This window comes from Duganella sp. Dugasp78, from assembly GCF_059491455.1.
Map to the genome: position 1 here is coordinate 6,778,663 of NZ_CP168506.1, position 15,570 is coordinate 6,794,232.

Annotated in this window: 17 protein-coding genes; 14 read left to right on the forward strand and 3 right to left on the reverse strand. The window is 66.8% G+C overall.

Annotated elements, in window-relative coordinates; all coding sequences use genetic code 11:
* Positions 1 to 10: 10 nt before the first annotated feature.
* A complete protein-coding gene (locus ACEN9O_RS30110; RefSeq protein ID WP_495615443.1) occupies positions 11 to 799 on the reverse strand; it encodes an RNA methyltransferase in 789 nt (262 codons plus the stop codon).
* A gap of 289 nt (positions 800 to 1,088) precedes the next feature.
* Here ACEN9O_RS30110 and ACEN9O_RS30115 point away from each other — a divergent pair, with 289 nt between their 5' ends.
* Positions 1,089 to 1,748, forward strand: coding sequence for a PEP-CTERM sorting domain-containing protein (locus ACEN9O_RS30115; RefSeq protein WP_495615444.1), 660 nt, complete (start codon positions 1,089 to 1,091; stop codon positions 1,746 to 1,748).
* Positions 1,749 to 1,879: 131 nt separating this feature from the next.
* Here the strand turns inward: ACEN9O_RS30115 and ACEN9O_RS30120 are convergent, their stop codons facing one another.
* Entirely contained in the window at positions 1,880 to 2,761 is an 882-nt protein-coding gene (locus ACEN9O_RS30120; RefSeq protein ID WP_495615445.1) for a LysR substrate-binding domain-containing protein, read from the reverse strand.
* A gap of 154 nt (positions 2,762 to 2,915) precedes the next feature.
* Here ACEN9O_RS30120 and ACEN9O_RS30125 point away from each other — a divergent pair, with 154 nt between their 5' ends.
* From ACEN9O_RS30125 to ACEN9O_RS30155, 7 genes are all read left to right on the forward strand, one after another.
* A complete protein-coding gene (locus tag ACEN9O_RS30125; RefSeq protein WP_495615446.1) occupies positions 2,916 to 3,533 on the forward strand; it encodes a LysE family translocator in 618 nt (205 codons plus the stop codon).
* Positions 3,534 to 3,735: 202 nt separating this feature from the next.
* A complete protein-coding gene (locus ACEN9O_RS30130) occupies positions 3,736 to 4,533 on the forward strand; it encodes an inositol monophosphatase family protein (RefSeq protein ID WP_495618558.1) in 798 nt (265 codons plus the stop codon).
* A gap of 194 nt (positions 4,534 to 4,727) precedes the next feature.
* Positions 4,728 to 6,128 (forward strand): DEAD/DEAH box helicase, encoded by a 1,401-nt coding sequence (locus tag ACEN9O_RS30135; protein WP_495615447.1) that lies wholly within the window; start codon positions 4,728 to 4,730, stop codon positions 6,126 to 6,128.
* Positions 6,129 to 6,279: 151 nt separating this feature from the next.
* Complete coding sequence (gene otnI / locus ACEN9O_RS30140) at positions 6,280 to 7,059, forward strand: 2-oxo-tetronate isomerase (protein ID WP_495615448.1); 780 nt, start codon at positions 6,280 to 6,282, stop codon at positions 7,057 to 7,059.
* A 69-nt stretch (positions 7,060 to 7,128) separates the two neighbouring features.
* A complete protein-coding gene (locus ACEN9O_RS30145; protein ID WP_495615449.1) occupies positions 7,129 to 7,896 on the forward strand; it encodes a hypothetical protein in 768 nt (255 codons plus the stop codon).
* 18 nt (positions 7,897 to 7,914) lie between these two features.
* A complete protein-coding gene (locus ACEN9O_RS30150; protein ID WP_495615450.1) occupies positions 7,915 to 8,337 on the forward strand; it encodes a hypothetical protein in 423 nt (140 codons plus the stop codon).
* Between the two features lie 56 nt (positions 8,338 to 8,393).
* The gene (locus tag ACEN9O_RS30155) at positions 8,394 to 8,768 is read left to right on the forward strand and encodes a TraR/DksA family transcriptional regulator (RefSeq protein ID WP_495615451.1); all 375 of its coding nucleotides are present in this window, start codon (positions 8,394 to 8,396) and stop codon (positions 8,766 to 8,768) included.
* 54 nt (positions 8,769 to 8,822) lie between these two features.
* Here ACEN9O_RS30155 and ACEN9O_RS30160 read toward each other — a convergent pair whose 3' ends face one another.
* Positions 8,823 to 9,185, reverse strand: a complete 363-nt coding sequence (locus ACEN9O_RS30160; RefSeq protein ID WP_495615452.1) for a hypothetical protein — start codon at positions 9,183 to 9,185, stop codon at positions 8,823 to 8,825.
* Positions 9,186 to 9,421: 236 nt separating this feature from the next.
* Here ACEN9O_RS30160 and ACEN9O_RS30165 point away from each other — a divergent pair, with 236 nt between their 5' ends.
* Genes ACEN9O_RS30165 through ACEN9O_RS30190 form a run of 6 tightly spaced genes read left to right on the forward strand, consistent with a single transcriptional unit; the run spans position 9,422 to position 15,554 of the window.
* Positions 9,422 to 11,092: an EAL domain-containing protein gene (locus ACEN9O_RS30165; RefSeq protein WP_495615453.1), complete on the forward strand. Its 1,671-nt coding sequence runs from the start codon at positions 9,422 to 9,424 to the stop codon at positions 11,090 to 11,092.
* Positions 11,089 to 11,421: a hypothetical protein gene (locus ACEN9O_RS30170; RefSeq protein WP_495615454.1), complete on the forward strand. Its 333-nt coding sequence runs from the start codon at positions 11,089 to 11,091 to the stop codon at positions 11,419 to 11,421. Before ACEN9O_RS30165 ends, ACEN9O_RS30170 begins: the two co-directional genes overlap by 4 nt.
* Positions 11,418 to 12,251 (forward strand): HDOD domain-containing protein, encoded by an 834-nt coding sequence (locus tag ACEN9O_RS30175; protein WP_495615455.1) that lies wholly within the window; start codon positions 11,418 to 11,420, stop codon positions 12,249 to 12,251. The genes ACEN9O_RS30170 and ACEN9O_RS30175 overlap by 4 nt, the downstream gene beginning before the upstream one ends.
* Entirely contained in the window at positions 12,248 to 13,738 is a 1,491-nt protein-coding gene (locus ACEN9O_RS30180; protein WP_495615456.1) for an ATP-binding protein, read from the forward strand. The genes ACEN9O_RS30175 and ACEN9O_RS30180 overlap by 4 nt, the downstream gene beginning before the upstream one ends.
* Complete coding sequence (gene nosR / locus ACEN9O_RS30185; RefSeq protein WP_495615457.1) at positions 13,735 to 15,063, forward strand: response regulator c-di-GMP phosphodiesterase, NosR family; 1,329 nt, start codon at positions 13,735 to 13,737, stop codon at positions 15,061 to 15,063. The genes ACEN9O_RS30180 and nosR overlap by 4 nt, the downstream gene beginning before the upstream one ends.
* On the forward strand, positions 15,060 to 15,554 hold the full coding sequence (locus ACEN9O_RS30190; protein WP_495615458.1) for a response regulator: 495 nt from the start codon (positions 15,060 to 15,062) through the stop codon (positions 15,552 to 15,554). Before nosR ends, ACEN9O_RS30190 begins: the two co-directional genes overlap by 4 nt.
* Positions 15,555 to 15,570 lie beyond the last annotated feature (16 nt).

A 15,570-nucleotide genomic window follows, 5' to 3' on the forward strand; every position in this document is an offset into this window, starting at 1 on the left:
GGATCTTGTCTCAGTCCTTGCGCTGGCCCACCATGTGGCGGGCGATGCCGCGCAGGATGTTGACTTCCTCGGTCTCCAGCTGGGCGCGGGCGAACATGCGCTTGAGGCGCGGCATCAGCTTGCGCGGATTGCCGGCGTCGAGGAAGCCGATCTCCACCAGCGACTGCTCCAGGTGCTGGTACATGCCTTCGATCTGCGCGGCGCTGGCGGCCTCGCCCTGGAAGCCGATCTCGTTGGCGTCGCCGCCGGGCTGGCGCGTGTTCATCGACGCCGGCGCGCCGTCCAGCACCGCCATTCGGCATTCGTAGGCCAGCACCTGCGCCGCCTGCGACAGGTTCAGCGAGGAGTAGTCCGGGTTGGCGGGAATATTGATCAGGACATTGCACTGTTCGACGATCCCGTTCGGCAGGCCGAAGCGCTCGTTGCCGAAGATGAGGGCGGCGCGCAGCTCCGGCTGGGCCGCCAGCTGCCCGGCCAGCTGGCGCGGGGCCAGCACCGGCGGCGAATATTCGCGCAGCCGGGCCGACACGGCGGCGGCGAAATTGATGCCGTCCAGCGCCTCGGCCATGCTGTCGACCACCCGCGCGCCGGCCAGGATGTCGCCGGCGCCGCTGGCGAAGGCCACCGCCTCCGGATCGTCCAACGCGTGCTCGAAGCGCGGCGTCACCAGCACCAGGTCGCTGAAACCCATGGTTTTCATGGCGCGCGCCACAGCGCCGATATTGCCCGCGCGGCTGGTCTCGACCAGGATAAAACGCAGTCGCGTGAAAAGATTGGTATGGGTTTCTGGCAGATTCATGAATAGCGTATTGTGGCGTAGCGATAAAAACGGGATTGCAGCAAGGTGACAGCTCCCCTGCCCAGCAGGCCGAATTTTACCCCGTCCTCGACCAGCCCAACTTGCCTCAAGAAATGTGATGTCAAAAATAAACTATATTTCATTAAATTCTACTCAAAAACACAAAATTATTGCCTTTTAATTTGTATTGTTTGACAATGGGCAGTGCAATGCGCAGGTCGTCGTGATAGTTCTGTCTTTGTGATACTTCTAACTAGGGGATAAAAAAATGAGTTCAATTAAGCATCAAATGATGTCCAAGATCAGCACTTTCGCGGCAGCCGCCATTTTATTGGGGGCCTCTTCGGTCGCCATGGCCGACACCATTGTCAAAACCCCGGACTTAGGCAATTACTGGTACCCGATCTCGGCGCACGGCACCTACACCTACGCGGACAGCTTCGTCGCACCAGTGACCGGCAACATCACCGAACTGGGTCTGTGGCTCAACGGTGGTGCCAGCGACCTGCAATTCAAAGTATTTGGCTCAATCGGCGGCAATATCAGCCTTGGCCCGGACGCCAGTGCCGTGCTCGCTAGCACCGCTGTTCTGCCAGGCCAGACCTACAATGGACTGACTTTCGTCGACGTCACCAGCAGCATCAGCAGCGCCACGCTCGTCGCCGGCAAGACCTACTGGTTTGCCGCCACCACCGTGGGTTTGAATGGTTCGGGCACCTACAATGTGGGCGGCCATACGCAGAATTCCGACGGCATCGTCGACGGTGGCCGGTTCTGGTACTCGAATGATCCGAGCGGCATGAGCTTCGACGGACGCGGTTTTACGCCTGAAATGGCGTTCAAGGTGACGGTGACCGCCGTTCCCGAGCCAGAAACCTACGGCATGCTGCTTGCCGGCCTGGGCCTGGTCGGCTTCATCGCGCGCCGCAAGGCCGCCGCAAAAGCGTAAACGCCACCCTCGCACGGCATCCGGTCCCGCCTCGCGCGGGATTTTTTTTCGCTGTCTCAGGGCCAGGTTCGGACCGCAAGCGGCTGCGGCCAGGACCGGCGTCCGCGCAACATGCTCCGCAGGCCCGGGTTCTAACTCGCCGGCGTGCCAAACCGCATCTGTTGGCGTATCCACCGCAGGAATGCCGAATGGCGCGGATCGGCCTCGAACGGCACCATCGATAGCAGGCAATATTCGGAGCCGTCGCGCACAAAGCCGAACGGCGCGACCAGGCGCCCGCTGTCGATCTCCTCCTGCGCCATGAAGACCGAGCCGATGGCGACACCGAGTCCGGCGCCGGCCGCCTGCAGCGTCAGATAGAAATGCTCGTAGGTCTGGCTGCCGGTGTGGGCGGCCGTGGTTTTGGTGACGGCGCGCCAGCTGGCCCAGGCGTTCTTGCGCGAGGACGTATGCAGGATTCTTTGGGCCGGCAAATGCAGCTGCCTGCGCTTCAATAACGCCGGCGCGCAGACCGGGCCCACCCACTCGTCGCACAACTTTTCCGCGTGCACGCTGGCCTCCCACTTGAAGTCGTTTCTGCGCAAGGCCACATCGACGCCGTCGCGCTGGAAAGCGACCGGTCCCCCGGACGCGAAGATATGCAGCTGTATGTCGGGATGCCGCTGATAGAAATCGCCCAGCCTCGGTATCAGCCACTTCATCGAGAGGGTCGGTTCGCAGGAGACCACCAGGGGCAGGTGGTGCACGGGTTTGCGCAAGGACTCCAGCGCCGCGTTGAGATGCTCGAAAGCGTACTGCGCAGCGACCGACAATTGCTCGCCCTGCGGCGTCAGAAAGACGCCGCGGTTGCGCCGCTCGAACAAGTCCACGCCCAGCGATTGCTCCAGCAGACGGATCTGCCGGCTGACCGCCCCGTGGGTGAGCCGCAGCTCGTCCCCGGCCTTCACAAAACTGCCGAGCCTGGCGGCGGCCTCGAAAAAACGCAGGGAATTCAACGGCGGCTGTCTGCTCATGATCTGTCAGTTTTCCTCACATGTTATCGAAAGTATAAATCGCTTTTTTCTCGCTTTGAATATATCAATAATCGAAAAGCCACGCAAGCCTGTCGCCTGCCGCTGCGGCCGGTCGATGATTTTTCACCGATAACCCTACACTGGAACTGACAACATGACTGAACTGATCGCCGTCGCCTTGATCACCATACTCGCCACCATCAGCCCCGGCCCGGACTTCGCGATGGTAACGCGCAACAGCTATCTCTATGGCCGCAACGCCGGCCTGCTGGCCGCGCTGGGCGTCGCGCTTGGTGTGCAGGTCCATGTGTTCTATACGATGTTCGGCGTCGCGCTGGTCATCGCGCATTCCCCCGCGCTGTTCACCGCCATCAAAATCGCCGGCGCGCTGTATTTGATCGTGATCGGCTGGAAAACCTTCGCGAACAAATCGAAGCTGGCGATCGACCTGCACCGGGAGCGCGCCACCTCCCCGCTCGGCATGCTCGGCAACGGATTCCTGACCAACGCGCTGAATCCCAAGACCACCATGTTCGTTGTCAGCACGTACACACAAGTGGTGCAACCGGCGACGCCGCTGTCGACACAGTTTGCTTACGGCCTGTTCATGTCGTTCACCCACTTTTTCTGGTTCGGCCTGGTCGCCCTGTTCTTTTCGCGGCAGGCGCTGCGTTCGCGGATCGTCCATCTTCAGGGTGCGATCGACAAATCCATCGGCTCCATCCTGATGGCACTGGGCATTTCACTGGCGTTTGCCAATTTCAGCCGCTGAAAAGCGAATAAATCGCCGCTGTTTGAAAAGATTCGTGTTGATTTGGGGCAGCTTCATTTAAAATAGCGCTATTGCGCGGTTTCGACACAGTCGGCGCCGCTCCGCTCTTTAATTCATTCTTGTACACTAATGTGCTGCCGGGCAGGCTGAGGCCCCCGGTGGGCGTTAGCGTTCTTTTAACGGAAAAGCTTACATGCACCCAATGCTCAACACGGCGATCAAAGCCGCCCGCCGCGCCGCCGCCGTCATCAACCGCGCGTCGTTCGACCTCGACCGCGTCATCGTCACCGAGAAAAACCACAAGGACTTCGTCACCGACGTCGACCAGGCGGCCGAACAGGCCATCATCGAGGTGCTGTCCAAAGCTTATCCCGACCACGCCTTCCTGTGCGAAGAGTCGGGCCCGTCCAAGAACGCCAACGACGAGACTGAATTCACCTGGATCATCGACCCGCTCGATGGCACCACCAACTTCATGCACGGCTTCCCGCAGTACTCGATCTCGATCGCGCTGTCGCAGCGCGGCGTGATCACCCAGGCCGTGATCTACGATCCGGTGCGCAACGACCTGTTCACCGCCACCAAGGGCGCCGGCGCCTACCTGAACGACAAGCGCATCCGCGTCACCAAGCTGGACCGCATCGCCAACGCCCTGCTGTCGACCGGCTACGTGGCTGGCAACGCCAAGGCGCTGGACGAATACCTGAAGATGTACGGCATCATGGCCGAACGCTGCCACGGCGTGCGCCGCCCGGGCAGCGCCGCGCTGGACCTGGCCTACGTGGCCGCCGGCCGCCTGGACGGCTTCTATGAAAAAGGCCTCAAGCCTTGGGATATCGCCGCCGGCGCCCTGATGGTGACGGAATCGGGCGGCATCGTCGGCGAGTTCAACGGCGAGTCCGATTACCTGTACAAGGGCGACATCATCGCCGCCAGCCCGAAGATCTTCGGCCAGATGGTCGGCCTGCTGACGCAGTTCGGCGAGCAGCCAAAAGCCTGAAATTAGAATGTTTGTTACAAAAAAAAGGCCCTTGCGGGCCTTTTTCATTTCCTAAATGAAACATGAGTTGGCCTGAGCTGTTATACTCAGGACTGCGGCACCTCTGACCAGTCCTTTAGCCGCAGTGTCATCCACTCTGATTGCCTGCGACTGGCGCTTCAAATGCGACAGGCCTATCTTAACAAAAAGTCATCATGTCATTTTCTTCCCTCGGTTTGTCCGACGCTATCGTCCGCGCTGTTACCGAAGCCGGCTACACCGCGCCCACTCCCATCCAGCAGCAGGCGATCCCAGCTGTCCTGAATGGCGGCGACCTGCTGGCAGGCGCACAAACCGGCACCGGCAAGACCGCCGGCTTCACCCTGCCCATCCTGCACCGCCTGTCGACCGACGCCAAAGGCGCTGCGCTCGCCAGCAACACCGCAGCCCGTCCGATCCGCGCGCTGATCCTGACCCCGACCCGCGAACTGGCGGCCCAGGTCGAGGAAAGCGTGCGCATCTACGGCAAGTACACCAAGCTGAACTCCACCGTGATCTTCGGCGGCGTCGGCATCAACCCGCAAATCAAGCAGCTCAAGCACGGCGTCGACATCCTGGTCGCCACCCCGGGCCGCCTGCTGGACCACATGGAACAGCGCACCGTCAACCTGTCGCACGTGGAAATCCTGATCCTCGACGAAGCCGACCGCATGCTGGACATGGGCTTCATCCGCGACATCAAGAAAGTGCTGGCCGCGCTGCCGCCCAAGCGCCAGAACCTGCTGTTCTCGGCCACCTTCTCGGACGAGATCAAGGCGCTGGCCGACGGCCTGCTGAACAAGCCGGCCATGATCGAAGTGGCGCGCCGCAATTCGGCGGTGGAAGTGATCGCCCAGCTGATCCACCCGGTCGACCGCGACAAGAAGCATCCGATGTTGTCGCACCTGATCAAGGCCAACAACTGGTCGCAGGTGCTGGTGTTCACCCGCACCAAGCACGGCGCCAACAAGCTGGTCGAACAGCTGGGCGGCGACGGCATCGGCGCCATGGCGATCCACGGCAACAAGAGCCAGTCGGCGCGCACCAAGGCGCTGTCCGAGTTCAAGGACAACAAGCTGCAAGTGCTGGTGGCCACCGACATCGCCGCGCGCGGCATCGACATCGACCAGCTGCCGCACGTGGTCAACTACGACCTGCCGAACATTCCTGAAGACTATGTGCACCGCATCGGCCGTACCGGCCGCGCCGGCGCCACCGGCGAAGCGGTGTCGCTGGTCTGCGTGGACGAGCACGACATGCTGAAGGATATCGAGAAGCTGATCAAGCAAACCCTGCCGCGCGCAGTGATCCCTGGCTTCGAGCCGGACCTGAACGCGCGTCCGCAACCGGTGCAGCTGCGTAGCGGCGGCCCCGGCCATCGCAACGGCGGTGGCGGCCGTAACGGCGGCGGCGGACGCGGCAAGCCTGCCGCGGCCGGCGCCAAGTCGGGCGGCGGTGGCGGCAACGGCGGCGGCAAGCCACGCGCTCCCGGCGCGCCGGCCGGCGGCGCTCCACGCACCGGCACCAGCGCCCCGCGCGCGGCGGCCCAGCACCGCTCCGGCGGCCGCGGCCGATAAGCAGTTCCCCGAACCACCCCGGCAAGGCGGGGTCGGACCCCGTACGGGGTCCGACCCCAGGCGGATCGCCGCGCGGGGTGTGACGGCGCGCCGTGCCAACGGCATTTGCGGTTACGATAGCGGCTCCGCCACAGTCCGCCCGGAGCCATCGATGCCCAAGTTCGCCGCCAACCTGTCCATGCTGTTCAACGAAGCGCCCTTCCTGGAACGCTTCGCGCTGGCCCGCGAGGCCGGCTTCGACGGTGTCGAATTCCTGTTCCCCTACGCCTACGAGACCGGACAGCTGGCCGAGCGCCTGCGCCGCCACCAGCTGCAACTGGTGCTGTTCAACCTGCCCTGCGGCGACTGGAACGCGGGCGACCGCGGCATGGCCTGCGATCCGCGCCGCCAGGACGAGTTCCGCGCCGGCGTGCAGAGCGCGCTGGAATACGCGACCGAGCTGGGCGTGCCCCGGCTGCACTGCATGGCCGGCAAGCTCCCGGCCGGCGTGGCGCCGGAGCGCGCCCACGCCACCTACGTCGACAACCTGCGCCACGCCGCCACCACGCTGGCGCCGCACGGCATCGAGCTGCTGATCGAGCCGATCAACCACTACGACATGCCGGGCTACTTCCTCAACCACAGCCGGCAGGCGCTGGACATCATCGCCGAGGCCGGCAACCCGAATCTGTTCCTGCAATACGACATCTATCACATGCAGCGCATGGAGGGCGAACTGAGCAACACGATCCGCGCCCACCTGCCGATGATCAAGCACATGCAGATTGCCGACACCCCCGGCCGCCACGAGCCGGGCACCGGCGAGATCAACTACCGCCACCTGTTCCGCCACATCGACGCGCTCGGCTACGACGGCTGGCTGGGCTGCGAATACCTGCCGGCCGGCGACACCATGGCCGGCCTGGGCTGGCGCCAGGCGCTGACCGCCTGATCTGCGCATTCGCAACACGGCGGTATTTAGCCGGGACAAAAATGTCTTGACACTTTGGGAGCCACCGCGATGAAACTCACCCGTGTATTGCTGATCTTCGGATTGCTGGCCCTGCTGGGCGGCTGCGCCAGCAGCACGCCCCGGATGGCGGAGGTGCGCGCCTTCGCCGCGCAATCGCCCAAGCTGGGCGCCTACCATGAATTGACCGAGCGCTACCGCTCCACCTACCAGCGCGAACAACCCTTCCTGAGCCCGGCCGCCGACGCCCGCGAGCGCCAGCTCGACAGCCAGCGCCAGGCCGCCTGCGACGACTTCGTCAAGCTGCAGGCCGGCGTGCAGGCGTATATGCAGGCGCTGGGCCAGCTGGCCGGCGACCACCAGTACGACCTCGAGGACCAGATCAAGTCGATGAGCGGCGGCATCCGCGCCTGGCCCGACAACGGCATCGACGAGCGCCACGTCAACGCCTACGCCGGCCTGACGCGGCTGCTCGCGCGCGCCCTCACCCGGCCGGCGCAGGAGAACGCGGTGCAGGAACTGATGCGCGACGGCCACCAGGCGATGCAGGAGCTGCTGGCCGCCATGCGCACCCTGCTGCGCCTGTACGGCAAGACCAGCGACAACGAGGAGCGCATCGTGCTCGGCATGCTGGAGACGGAGATCCCCTTCCTCGACGCCCGCCGCGACCGCCTGCTGCTGGCATTGGCCAGGTCGCAGCAGCACGACAAGCAGACCGAATACCACCTGGTCGGCGTGCGCAACACGCGGGCGCAAAACAGCCTGGCCGCCATCGAGCAAAGCCACCGCGCCCTGCTCAGCCAGATCCCGCAACCATAACCCCAGCAAGGAGCTGCCATGGCAGATCAGCACGATATCGAAGCGCTGGCCGACAGCCTGTCCGCCAGCGCCGACGCATTGCACGCGCAGCTGATGCGCGCCCTGCGCACGCCAAGCGGCAGCGCGCCCGCCATGGCGCAGGGCACGGCGCAGGCGCTGTTTGAAACCGAAGTGCAGCTGCGCCAGCGCGCCAACAGCCTCTACCTCGACAGCGCCCGGCTGGCCGCCGCCGGCCTGGGCGGCGACCAGCAGCAGTTGCTGGACCTGAGCCGCCGCGCCCAGGACGCCATCGCCCGCATCGACCGGATCAAGGACTGGATCGACCTGAGCGCCGACCTGCTGTCGCTGGGCGCGGCCGTCGCCGCCGGCAAGCCGGACCACCTGGCCGCGCCGCTGGAAAAACTCAGGCACCACCTGGCCGCCCTGTCCGCGCCGGGCTGACGCCGCGCCGAACGAAATCGCGCCGCGCAGGTCCAATGCCGTAAGGAGCACGCGGCATGAACGGACTCGATGACAATCAATGGGCGGCCTTGCAGGCGCGGCTGGAACGGGCGCGGGCCGACCTGCTGAGCCAACTGGCGGGCGACCTGGACCGCAGCGCCGACGTGCGCGCGCCGCCGCCGCACGAGGCCGAGGCGTCGCCGGCCGACAACGCCAGCCAGCGCACCCTCAACGCGCTGGTGCTCGAGGCGGCCGAGCACACGGCGCGCCAGCTGCGCATCGTGCGCCAGGCGCTGGCCAAGTTCGACGACCACAGCTATGGATTGTGCGAGCACTGCGGCGACTTGATCGGCTACTCGCGGCTGAACGCGCGGCCCGAGGCGCGGCTGTGCATCACCTGCCAGACGCGGCTGGAACAGCGCCGCCGCTGAGTTCAATCGCCGGGTTCCATCGCCGGGTTCAATCGCTGCGTTCGGCCGCCCGCTTCAGCCGGCCTCCAGCCACGGCTGGCTGCGCAGCTTGGCCACCTGGCGCAGCGCCAGCAGGCGCCACAGCTGCAGCGCGTCGGCCTGCGCCAGCGCGGTCATCACGCGCGGGCCGGCCAGCGCGATTTCGCAATCGCGGTCCGACCATTCGGCAAAGCGGACCCGGCCGTCGGTGGACACCTCGACTTCATACATCAAGCCGTCGTCATAGCCGAAGCGCAGCACGGCGCTGCCGGGGCCGCCGTCGGGACTGGCGGCCTTGCCGCTGTAGACATCGGCCAGCACCGCCGCCATCTGGGCTTCGGACGGCGCCGCCACATCGCGGCCGTCCGGACGAGTGAGCACTACCCATGCGTGTGCCATTGCCCTATCCCCCTATCACAACGCCTTAGTCCGGCGGCTGCCAGGTTTTTTAGTATAGCGACCATCATACCCAAAATTGCCGCCAGCGCAGGCATAGTCTCCGATAAGCAACAACCCCATGCAAATCGCGGGGCGGCAAAAAAAGCTGCCAGCGGACACGCAACAAAACGGGCGTGGCCTTATAATCGATTTGGGTTTTCGATATCTATTGGCTATCAACAAGCTAGGCACGCCCCATGCATGCAGCCCCGAACACGCACGATACCCCACCTGCGCCGGCCGCAGCGGACCAGCCGTTTCATACCGCGCTGGAACAGGCGCTGGCGCAGGACCAGCTGTGCCTGCTGTACCAGCCGCTGGTGGACTTGCAGAGCGGCGCCGTGGTCAGCCTGGAGGCGCTGGTGCGCTGGCAGCATCCCGAACGCGGCCTGCTGCCGGCCCACGCCTTCCTGCCGCAGGCCGAGGCGGCCGGCATGACGGCCGCCATCGGCCACTGGGTGTTGCGGCGCGCCTGCGGCGACCTGCAAGCCTGGCGCCGCGGCGGACAGAACGGCTTGCGGGTGGCGATCAATGTCGCGCCCAGCCAGTTCCGCGACCCCGGCTTCGGCGCCGCCGTCGCCGCCATGCTGGACGACTACGCCATCACCCCCGCCGCGCTGACGCTGGAGATCACCGAGACCGCGCTCAACGAAGCCGGCGCCGCCTGCGACGACGTGCTGGCCGGCTTCAAGTCGCGCGGCCTGAACCTGACACTGGACGACTTCGGCACCGGCCACGGCTCGCTCAGCAGCCTGCGGCGCTATCCCTTCGACGCCATCAAGATCGACGCCGACTTCGTCCGCAACGTGGTGGCCGACAGCCACGACGCCGCCATGGCCAAGAGCATCATCGCCATGGGCCACAACCTCGGCATGAAGGTGGTGGCCGAGGGCGTGGAGACGGAAGCCCAGTGCGACTTCCTGCGCCGCAATATGTGCGACCAGATCCAGGGCTATTTCTTCGCGCCGCCGCTGGCCTCGACCGAGCTGCACCAGCTGCTGGCCAGCGGCCGCCTGCTGCCCGAGCACCTGCTGCGCATGCACCGGCCGCCGCGCCGCCTGCTGCTGGTGGACGACGAGCCCAACATCCTGGCCGCGCTCAAGCGCCTGCTGCGCGGCGACCAGTACCAGATCTACACCGCCAACGACGGCCCGCAGGGCCTGGCCGTGCTGGCCGAGCACCCGGTCGACGTCATCGTCTCCGACCAGCGCATGCCCGGCATGCTGGGCGCGGACTTCCTGCGCAAGGCCAGGGACGTGGTGCCGGACACCATACGCATCATGCTCTCCGGTTACACCGAGCTGCAGTCGGTGACCGACGCCGTCAACGAGGGGGCGATCTACAAATTCCTCACCAAGCCCTGGGAGGACGAACAGCTGCGCGGCCACATCGCCGACGCCTTCCGGGTCAAGGAAATCGCCGACGACAACCAGCGCCTGCACCTGGAGGTGCGCAGCGCCAACCAGGAGCTGGCGGCCGCCAACCGCCGCATGGAACAGCTGCTGCAGGAAAAGCAGCGCCAGATCAGCCGCGACGAGATCAGCCTGAACGTCGCACGCGAGCTGCTGCAGCACCTGCCGCTGGCGGTGATCGGCATGGACGACGCCGGCATGATCGCCTTCATCAACGGCGCCGCCGCCGGCCTGTTCCGCCACAGCGGCGCGCTGCTCGGCAACGAGGCCTGCCATGTGCTGCCCGAACTGTTCCCGGCCGACGGCGCCGCCCCCCAGACCGACGCCGGCCAGCCGCACCGCCACCTGGCCGACATCGACGGCCTGCGCTACGCCGTGATGTGCTACCCCATGGGCGAGCACTCGGCCTCGCGCGGCAGCCTGATCACCCTTAGCCTCATGGAGACAGAACGATGACCGTCACCGCTCACCCCAATGAAATCGGCCTGGAGCAAGCCGTCGAAGGCATGACCCTGGCCGCCCCCCTGCTGGATGACCACGGCGGCGTGCTGCTGCCGCAGGACGCCACGCTGACCAGCGCCACGCTGGCCTCGCTGCGCCGGCGCGGCATCGAGCGCTGCGTGGTCTGGTCCCAGGCCGACGCGCCCGACCCGGCCGCGCTGGCGCGCGCCCGCGCCCTGCAACTGGAGCGGCTCGACCGACTGTTCCGCCACAGCGCCGGCAGCGAGGGCGGCGCTGTGCTGCTGCAACAGCTGCGCGCCTACCGCGAAGGACCGCCAGCATGACCGCCGACGACATCATCAAGGCGGTGCGCGACCTGCCGTCGCTGCCGGCGGTGGTCAGCGAACTGCTGGCCACCATGGACCAGGACGACATCGACACCCACGCGCTGGCCGCCAAGATCACGCTCGACCAGGCGCTCACCGCCAAGACGCTGCGCCTGGCCAACTCCTCGTTCTACGGCATGCCGGCCAAGGTCACCACCATCCAGCAGGCGGTGTCGGTGCTGGGCTTCCACGCCATCCGCACGCTGGTGACGGCCTGCTCGGTGACCGCCAGCTTCGCGCCCGCGCCCGGCAGCGAGTTCGACTTCCCGGCCTTCTGGCGCCACTCGATCGCCAGCGCCGTGTGCGCCCGCGTGCTGGCGCCGCACGTGCGCGTCAACCCGGACACCGCCTTCACCGCCGGCCTGCTGCACGACCTCGGCACGCTGGTGCTGGCCACCCGCTTCCCCGCCGAGTACCGCCGCGTGAGCGCCCACCGCCGCGAGCACGACTGCCCGGCCGCGCCGGCCCAGATGGCGGTGTTCGGCATCGACCACGCCAGCGTCGGCAGCGCGCTGGCCAAGCACTGGAAGTTCCCGGCCGCCATCCAGGCCGCCGTGGCCGACCACCACCGCGCCGCCGAGGCCGGCCCGGCCACGCTGTCGACCGTGATCTACGTGGCCAACGTCCTGGCCCACGCGCTCGACCTGTCGGGCCAGGAGGACGACCAGGTGCCGCCGCTGTCGCTGACGGCCTGGCGGTCGCTGGGCCTGAGCGAGGCGGCCTGGGCCGGCGTGTTCGCCGAGAGCGAGCAGCTGTTCGAAACCATGTGCCAGATGCTGACGCCATGAACGCCGCCGCCCCCTCCACCCCGGGCGCCAGCGCCCCTCTGCCGCTGCCCGAGGCCGACCTGGCGGCGCACGCCGGGATCGCGCTGTCCGAGTTCTTCGACGGCCACCCGGTGGCCACCTTCGCCATCGACACCCGGCACGTGATCACGCACTGGAACCGCGCCTGCGAACACCTGCTGGGCTGGAGCAAGCTGGCCATGGTCGGCACCAGCAACCACTGGCAGGCGTTCTATCCCAAGCAGCGCCCGGTGCTGGCCGACCTGATCGTGGCCGGCGACGACCATCTGCTGGAGCTGCACTACCCCGGCAAGTTCCAGCGCTCGGCGCTGATCCCCGGCGCCTACGAGGCCGAGGACTTCTTCCCCAACATCGGCGCCAGCGGCCACTGGCTGCACTTCACGGCGGCGCCGCTGCGCGACCACCAGGGCCGCATCGTCGGCGCCATCGAGACGCTGCGCGACGTCACCGAGCGGCGGGTGGCCGAGAACGCGCTGCGGCGCGCCTACGACAACCTGGAAAACGTGGTCGAGAAGCGCACCGCCCAGCTGGCCGACATGAACGAGCAGCTGCAGGAGGACATCCGCCAGCGCCACCTGGCCGAGGCCGAGCTGCGCCGCAGCAACCTGGAGTTGACCGAGCTCAACAGCCAACTGTCGCGCGCCCAGCAGCAGCTGGTGCAGGCCGACAAGCTGGCCTCGATCGGCCAGCTGGCGGCCGGCGTGGCGCACGAGATCAACAACCCGATCGGCTACATCTTCTCCAACTTCACCACCCTGCAGACCTACCTGGACCAGCTGTTCGAGATGCTCGACGCCTACCAGCAGGCCGAGGCCGACGTCGGCGCCCCGGCCACGGCGGCCGCGCTGCGCGCGCGGCGCGAGCAGATCGACCTGGCCTTCCTGCGCGAGGACATCCCCTCGCTGATGGCCGAGTCGCGCGAAGGCATCGTGCGGGTGCGCCACATCGTCCAGGACCTCAAGGACTTCTCGCGGGTCGACGCCAACCAGGACTGGGTCTGGTCCAACCTGCACCGCGGCATCGACTCCACCCTCAACATCGTCGGCAACGAGGTCAAGTACAAGGCCGACGTGGTCAAGGAATACGGCGACATCCCCGACATCCAGTGCCTGCCGCTGCAGATCAACCAGGTGGTGATGAACCTGGTGGTCAATGCCGCCCACGCCATCGGCGAGCAGCGCGGCCGCATCACCGTGCGCACCGGCACCGACGGCGACGGCCAGGTGTGGATCGACGTCGCCGACAACGGCAGCGGCATCGCGCCGGACACGCTGTCGCGCATCTTCGACCCCTTCTTCACCACCAAGGCGGTCGGCAAGGGCACCGGGCTGGGGCTGTCGCTGGCCTACGGCATCGTGCAGAAGCACGGCGGCCGGATCGACGTCGAAACCGAGCTCGGCAAAGGCACCCGCTTCCGCGTGCGGCTGCCGATCCACCAGGCCGAGGCGCCGGGCGAGGCCCCGCCATGAGCAGCATGCTGTCCGCCGCGGCCGCGCCGGCCACCATCGCCACCGTGCTGTGCGTGGACGACGAGCCCAACATCCTGTCCTCGCTGCGGCGCCTGTTCCGCCCGGCCGGCTACCGCGTGCTGATCGCCGAGAGCGGCGCGCTGGGCCTGGAGGTGCTGGAGAAGGAACAGGTCGACCTGGTGATCTCCGACATGCGCATGCCGGAAATGAACGGCGCCCAGTTCCTGGCCCAGGTGCGGGCGCGCTGGCCCGACACCGTGCGCCTGCTGCTGACCGGCTATTCCGACATCCAGTCGATCCAGGACGCCATCAACTGCGGCGAGATCTACCGCTACATCACCAAGCCGTGGGAGGACGGCGACATGCTGCTGGTGGTGCGCCACGCGCTGGAGCGGCGCCAGCTGGAGCAGGACAAGCTGCGGCTGGAGGCGCTGACGCTGCGCCAGAACGAGGAACTGAAGGCGCTCAACCAGAGCCTGGAGGCCAAGGTCGAGGAGCGCACCCGGCAGCTGAAGGCCGAGCACGAGGCCACCAGCGCCGCCAACAGCAAGCTCAAGTCCAACTTCGTCACCACCATCAAGATCTTCTCCAGCATGATCGAGCTGCGCGCCCACAACCGGCCCGGCCACGCGCGCCTGGTGGCCGAGCTGGCGCGCCAGCTGGCGGTGCGGCTGGAGCTGGACCCGCGCGCGACCCAGGAAATCTTCATCGCCGCGCTGCTGCACGACATCGGCAAGATCGGCTTTTCCGACGAGCTGCTGCAAACCCCGCTGACCATGCTGCACGGCGAATCACTGGGCCTGTTCCGCAAGCACCCGCAGCGCGCCGCCGAGCTGCTGATGCCGCTGGAGGACTTGCGCGGCAGCGCCACCATCCTGCGCAGCCAGCTCGAACGCTTCGACGGCAACGGCTTCCCCGACGGCAAGGCCGGCCTGGCGATCCCGCTGGGCGCGCGCATCCTGGCGCTGGCGGCCGACTACTACAATCTGCAGCAGGGGGCGATGGTGCAGCGCCACCTGCGGCCCGAGGAAGCCAAGTCGCTGATCCTCGACGCCAGCGGCAAGCGCTACGATCCCAACGTGGTGACGGCCTTCCGCCAGATCATGGACGGCGGCGCCGACGCCGGCGCCGGGGTCGAGGTGCTGTCCGGCGAGCTGCTGCCCGGCATGGTGCTGGCGCGCGACCTGATCAGCCGCGACGGCCTGATGCTGCTGTCGGTCGACCATGTGCTGGACGCCCGCATGATCCAGCAGGTGCAGGACTTCGAGACCAAGAGCGGCAGCAGGCTGGCGATCTGGGTGCGCAATCCCAAGGGGGACGCATGAGCAAGATCCTGCTGGTGGACGACGAGGTCAACGTGCTCAACGCCCTGCAGCGCGCCCTGCTGCAAATGTTCCGCGCCGACCCGCCGCAGATCGAGACCTGCCTCGATCCCTACGACGCCCTCAAGCGCATCTGCTACTGCGATTTCGACCTGGTCATCTGCGACTACAACATGCCGCAGATGACCGGCGGCGAGCTGCTGCAGGCGCTGCGGGACGTGGCGCCCAACACCATGCGCATCATGCTCAGCGCCTCGACCGAGTACGCCACCGTGCTGAGCGCCATCAACCAGGCGCAGGCGTTCCGCTTCATGAGCAAGCCCTGGGACGCGGCCGAGCTGGAGCAGAACGTGCGGCTGGCGCTGGCCGAGCGCGCCACGCTGGTGGCGCCGCCGCCACTGACGCCGCAGGAACTGGAGGCGCGGCGGCTGGAGGCCGAGGAGCCCGGCCTGCTCGACGTCAAGCGCGACGACGACGGCGCCGTCATCCTGTAGCGCTCAGCCCCCGGTG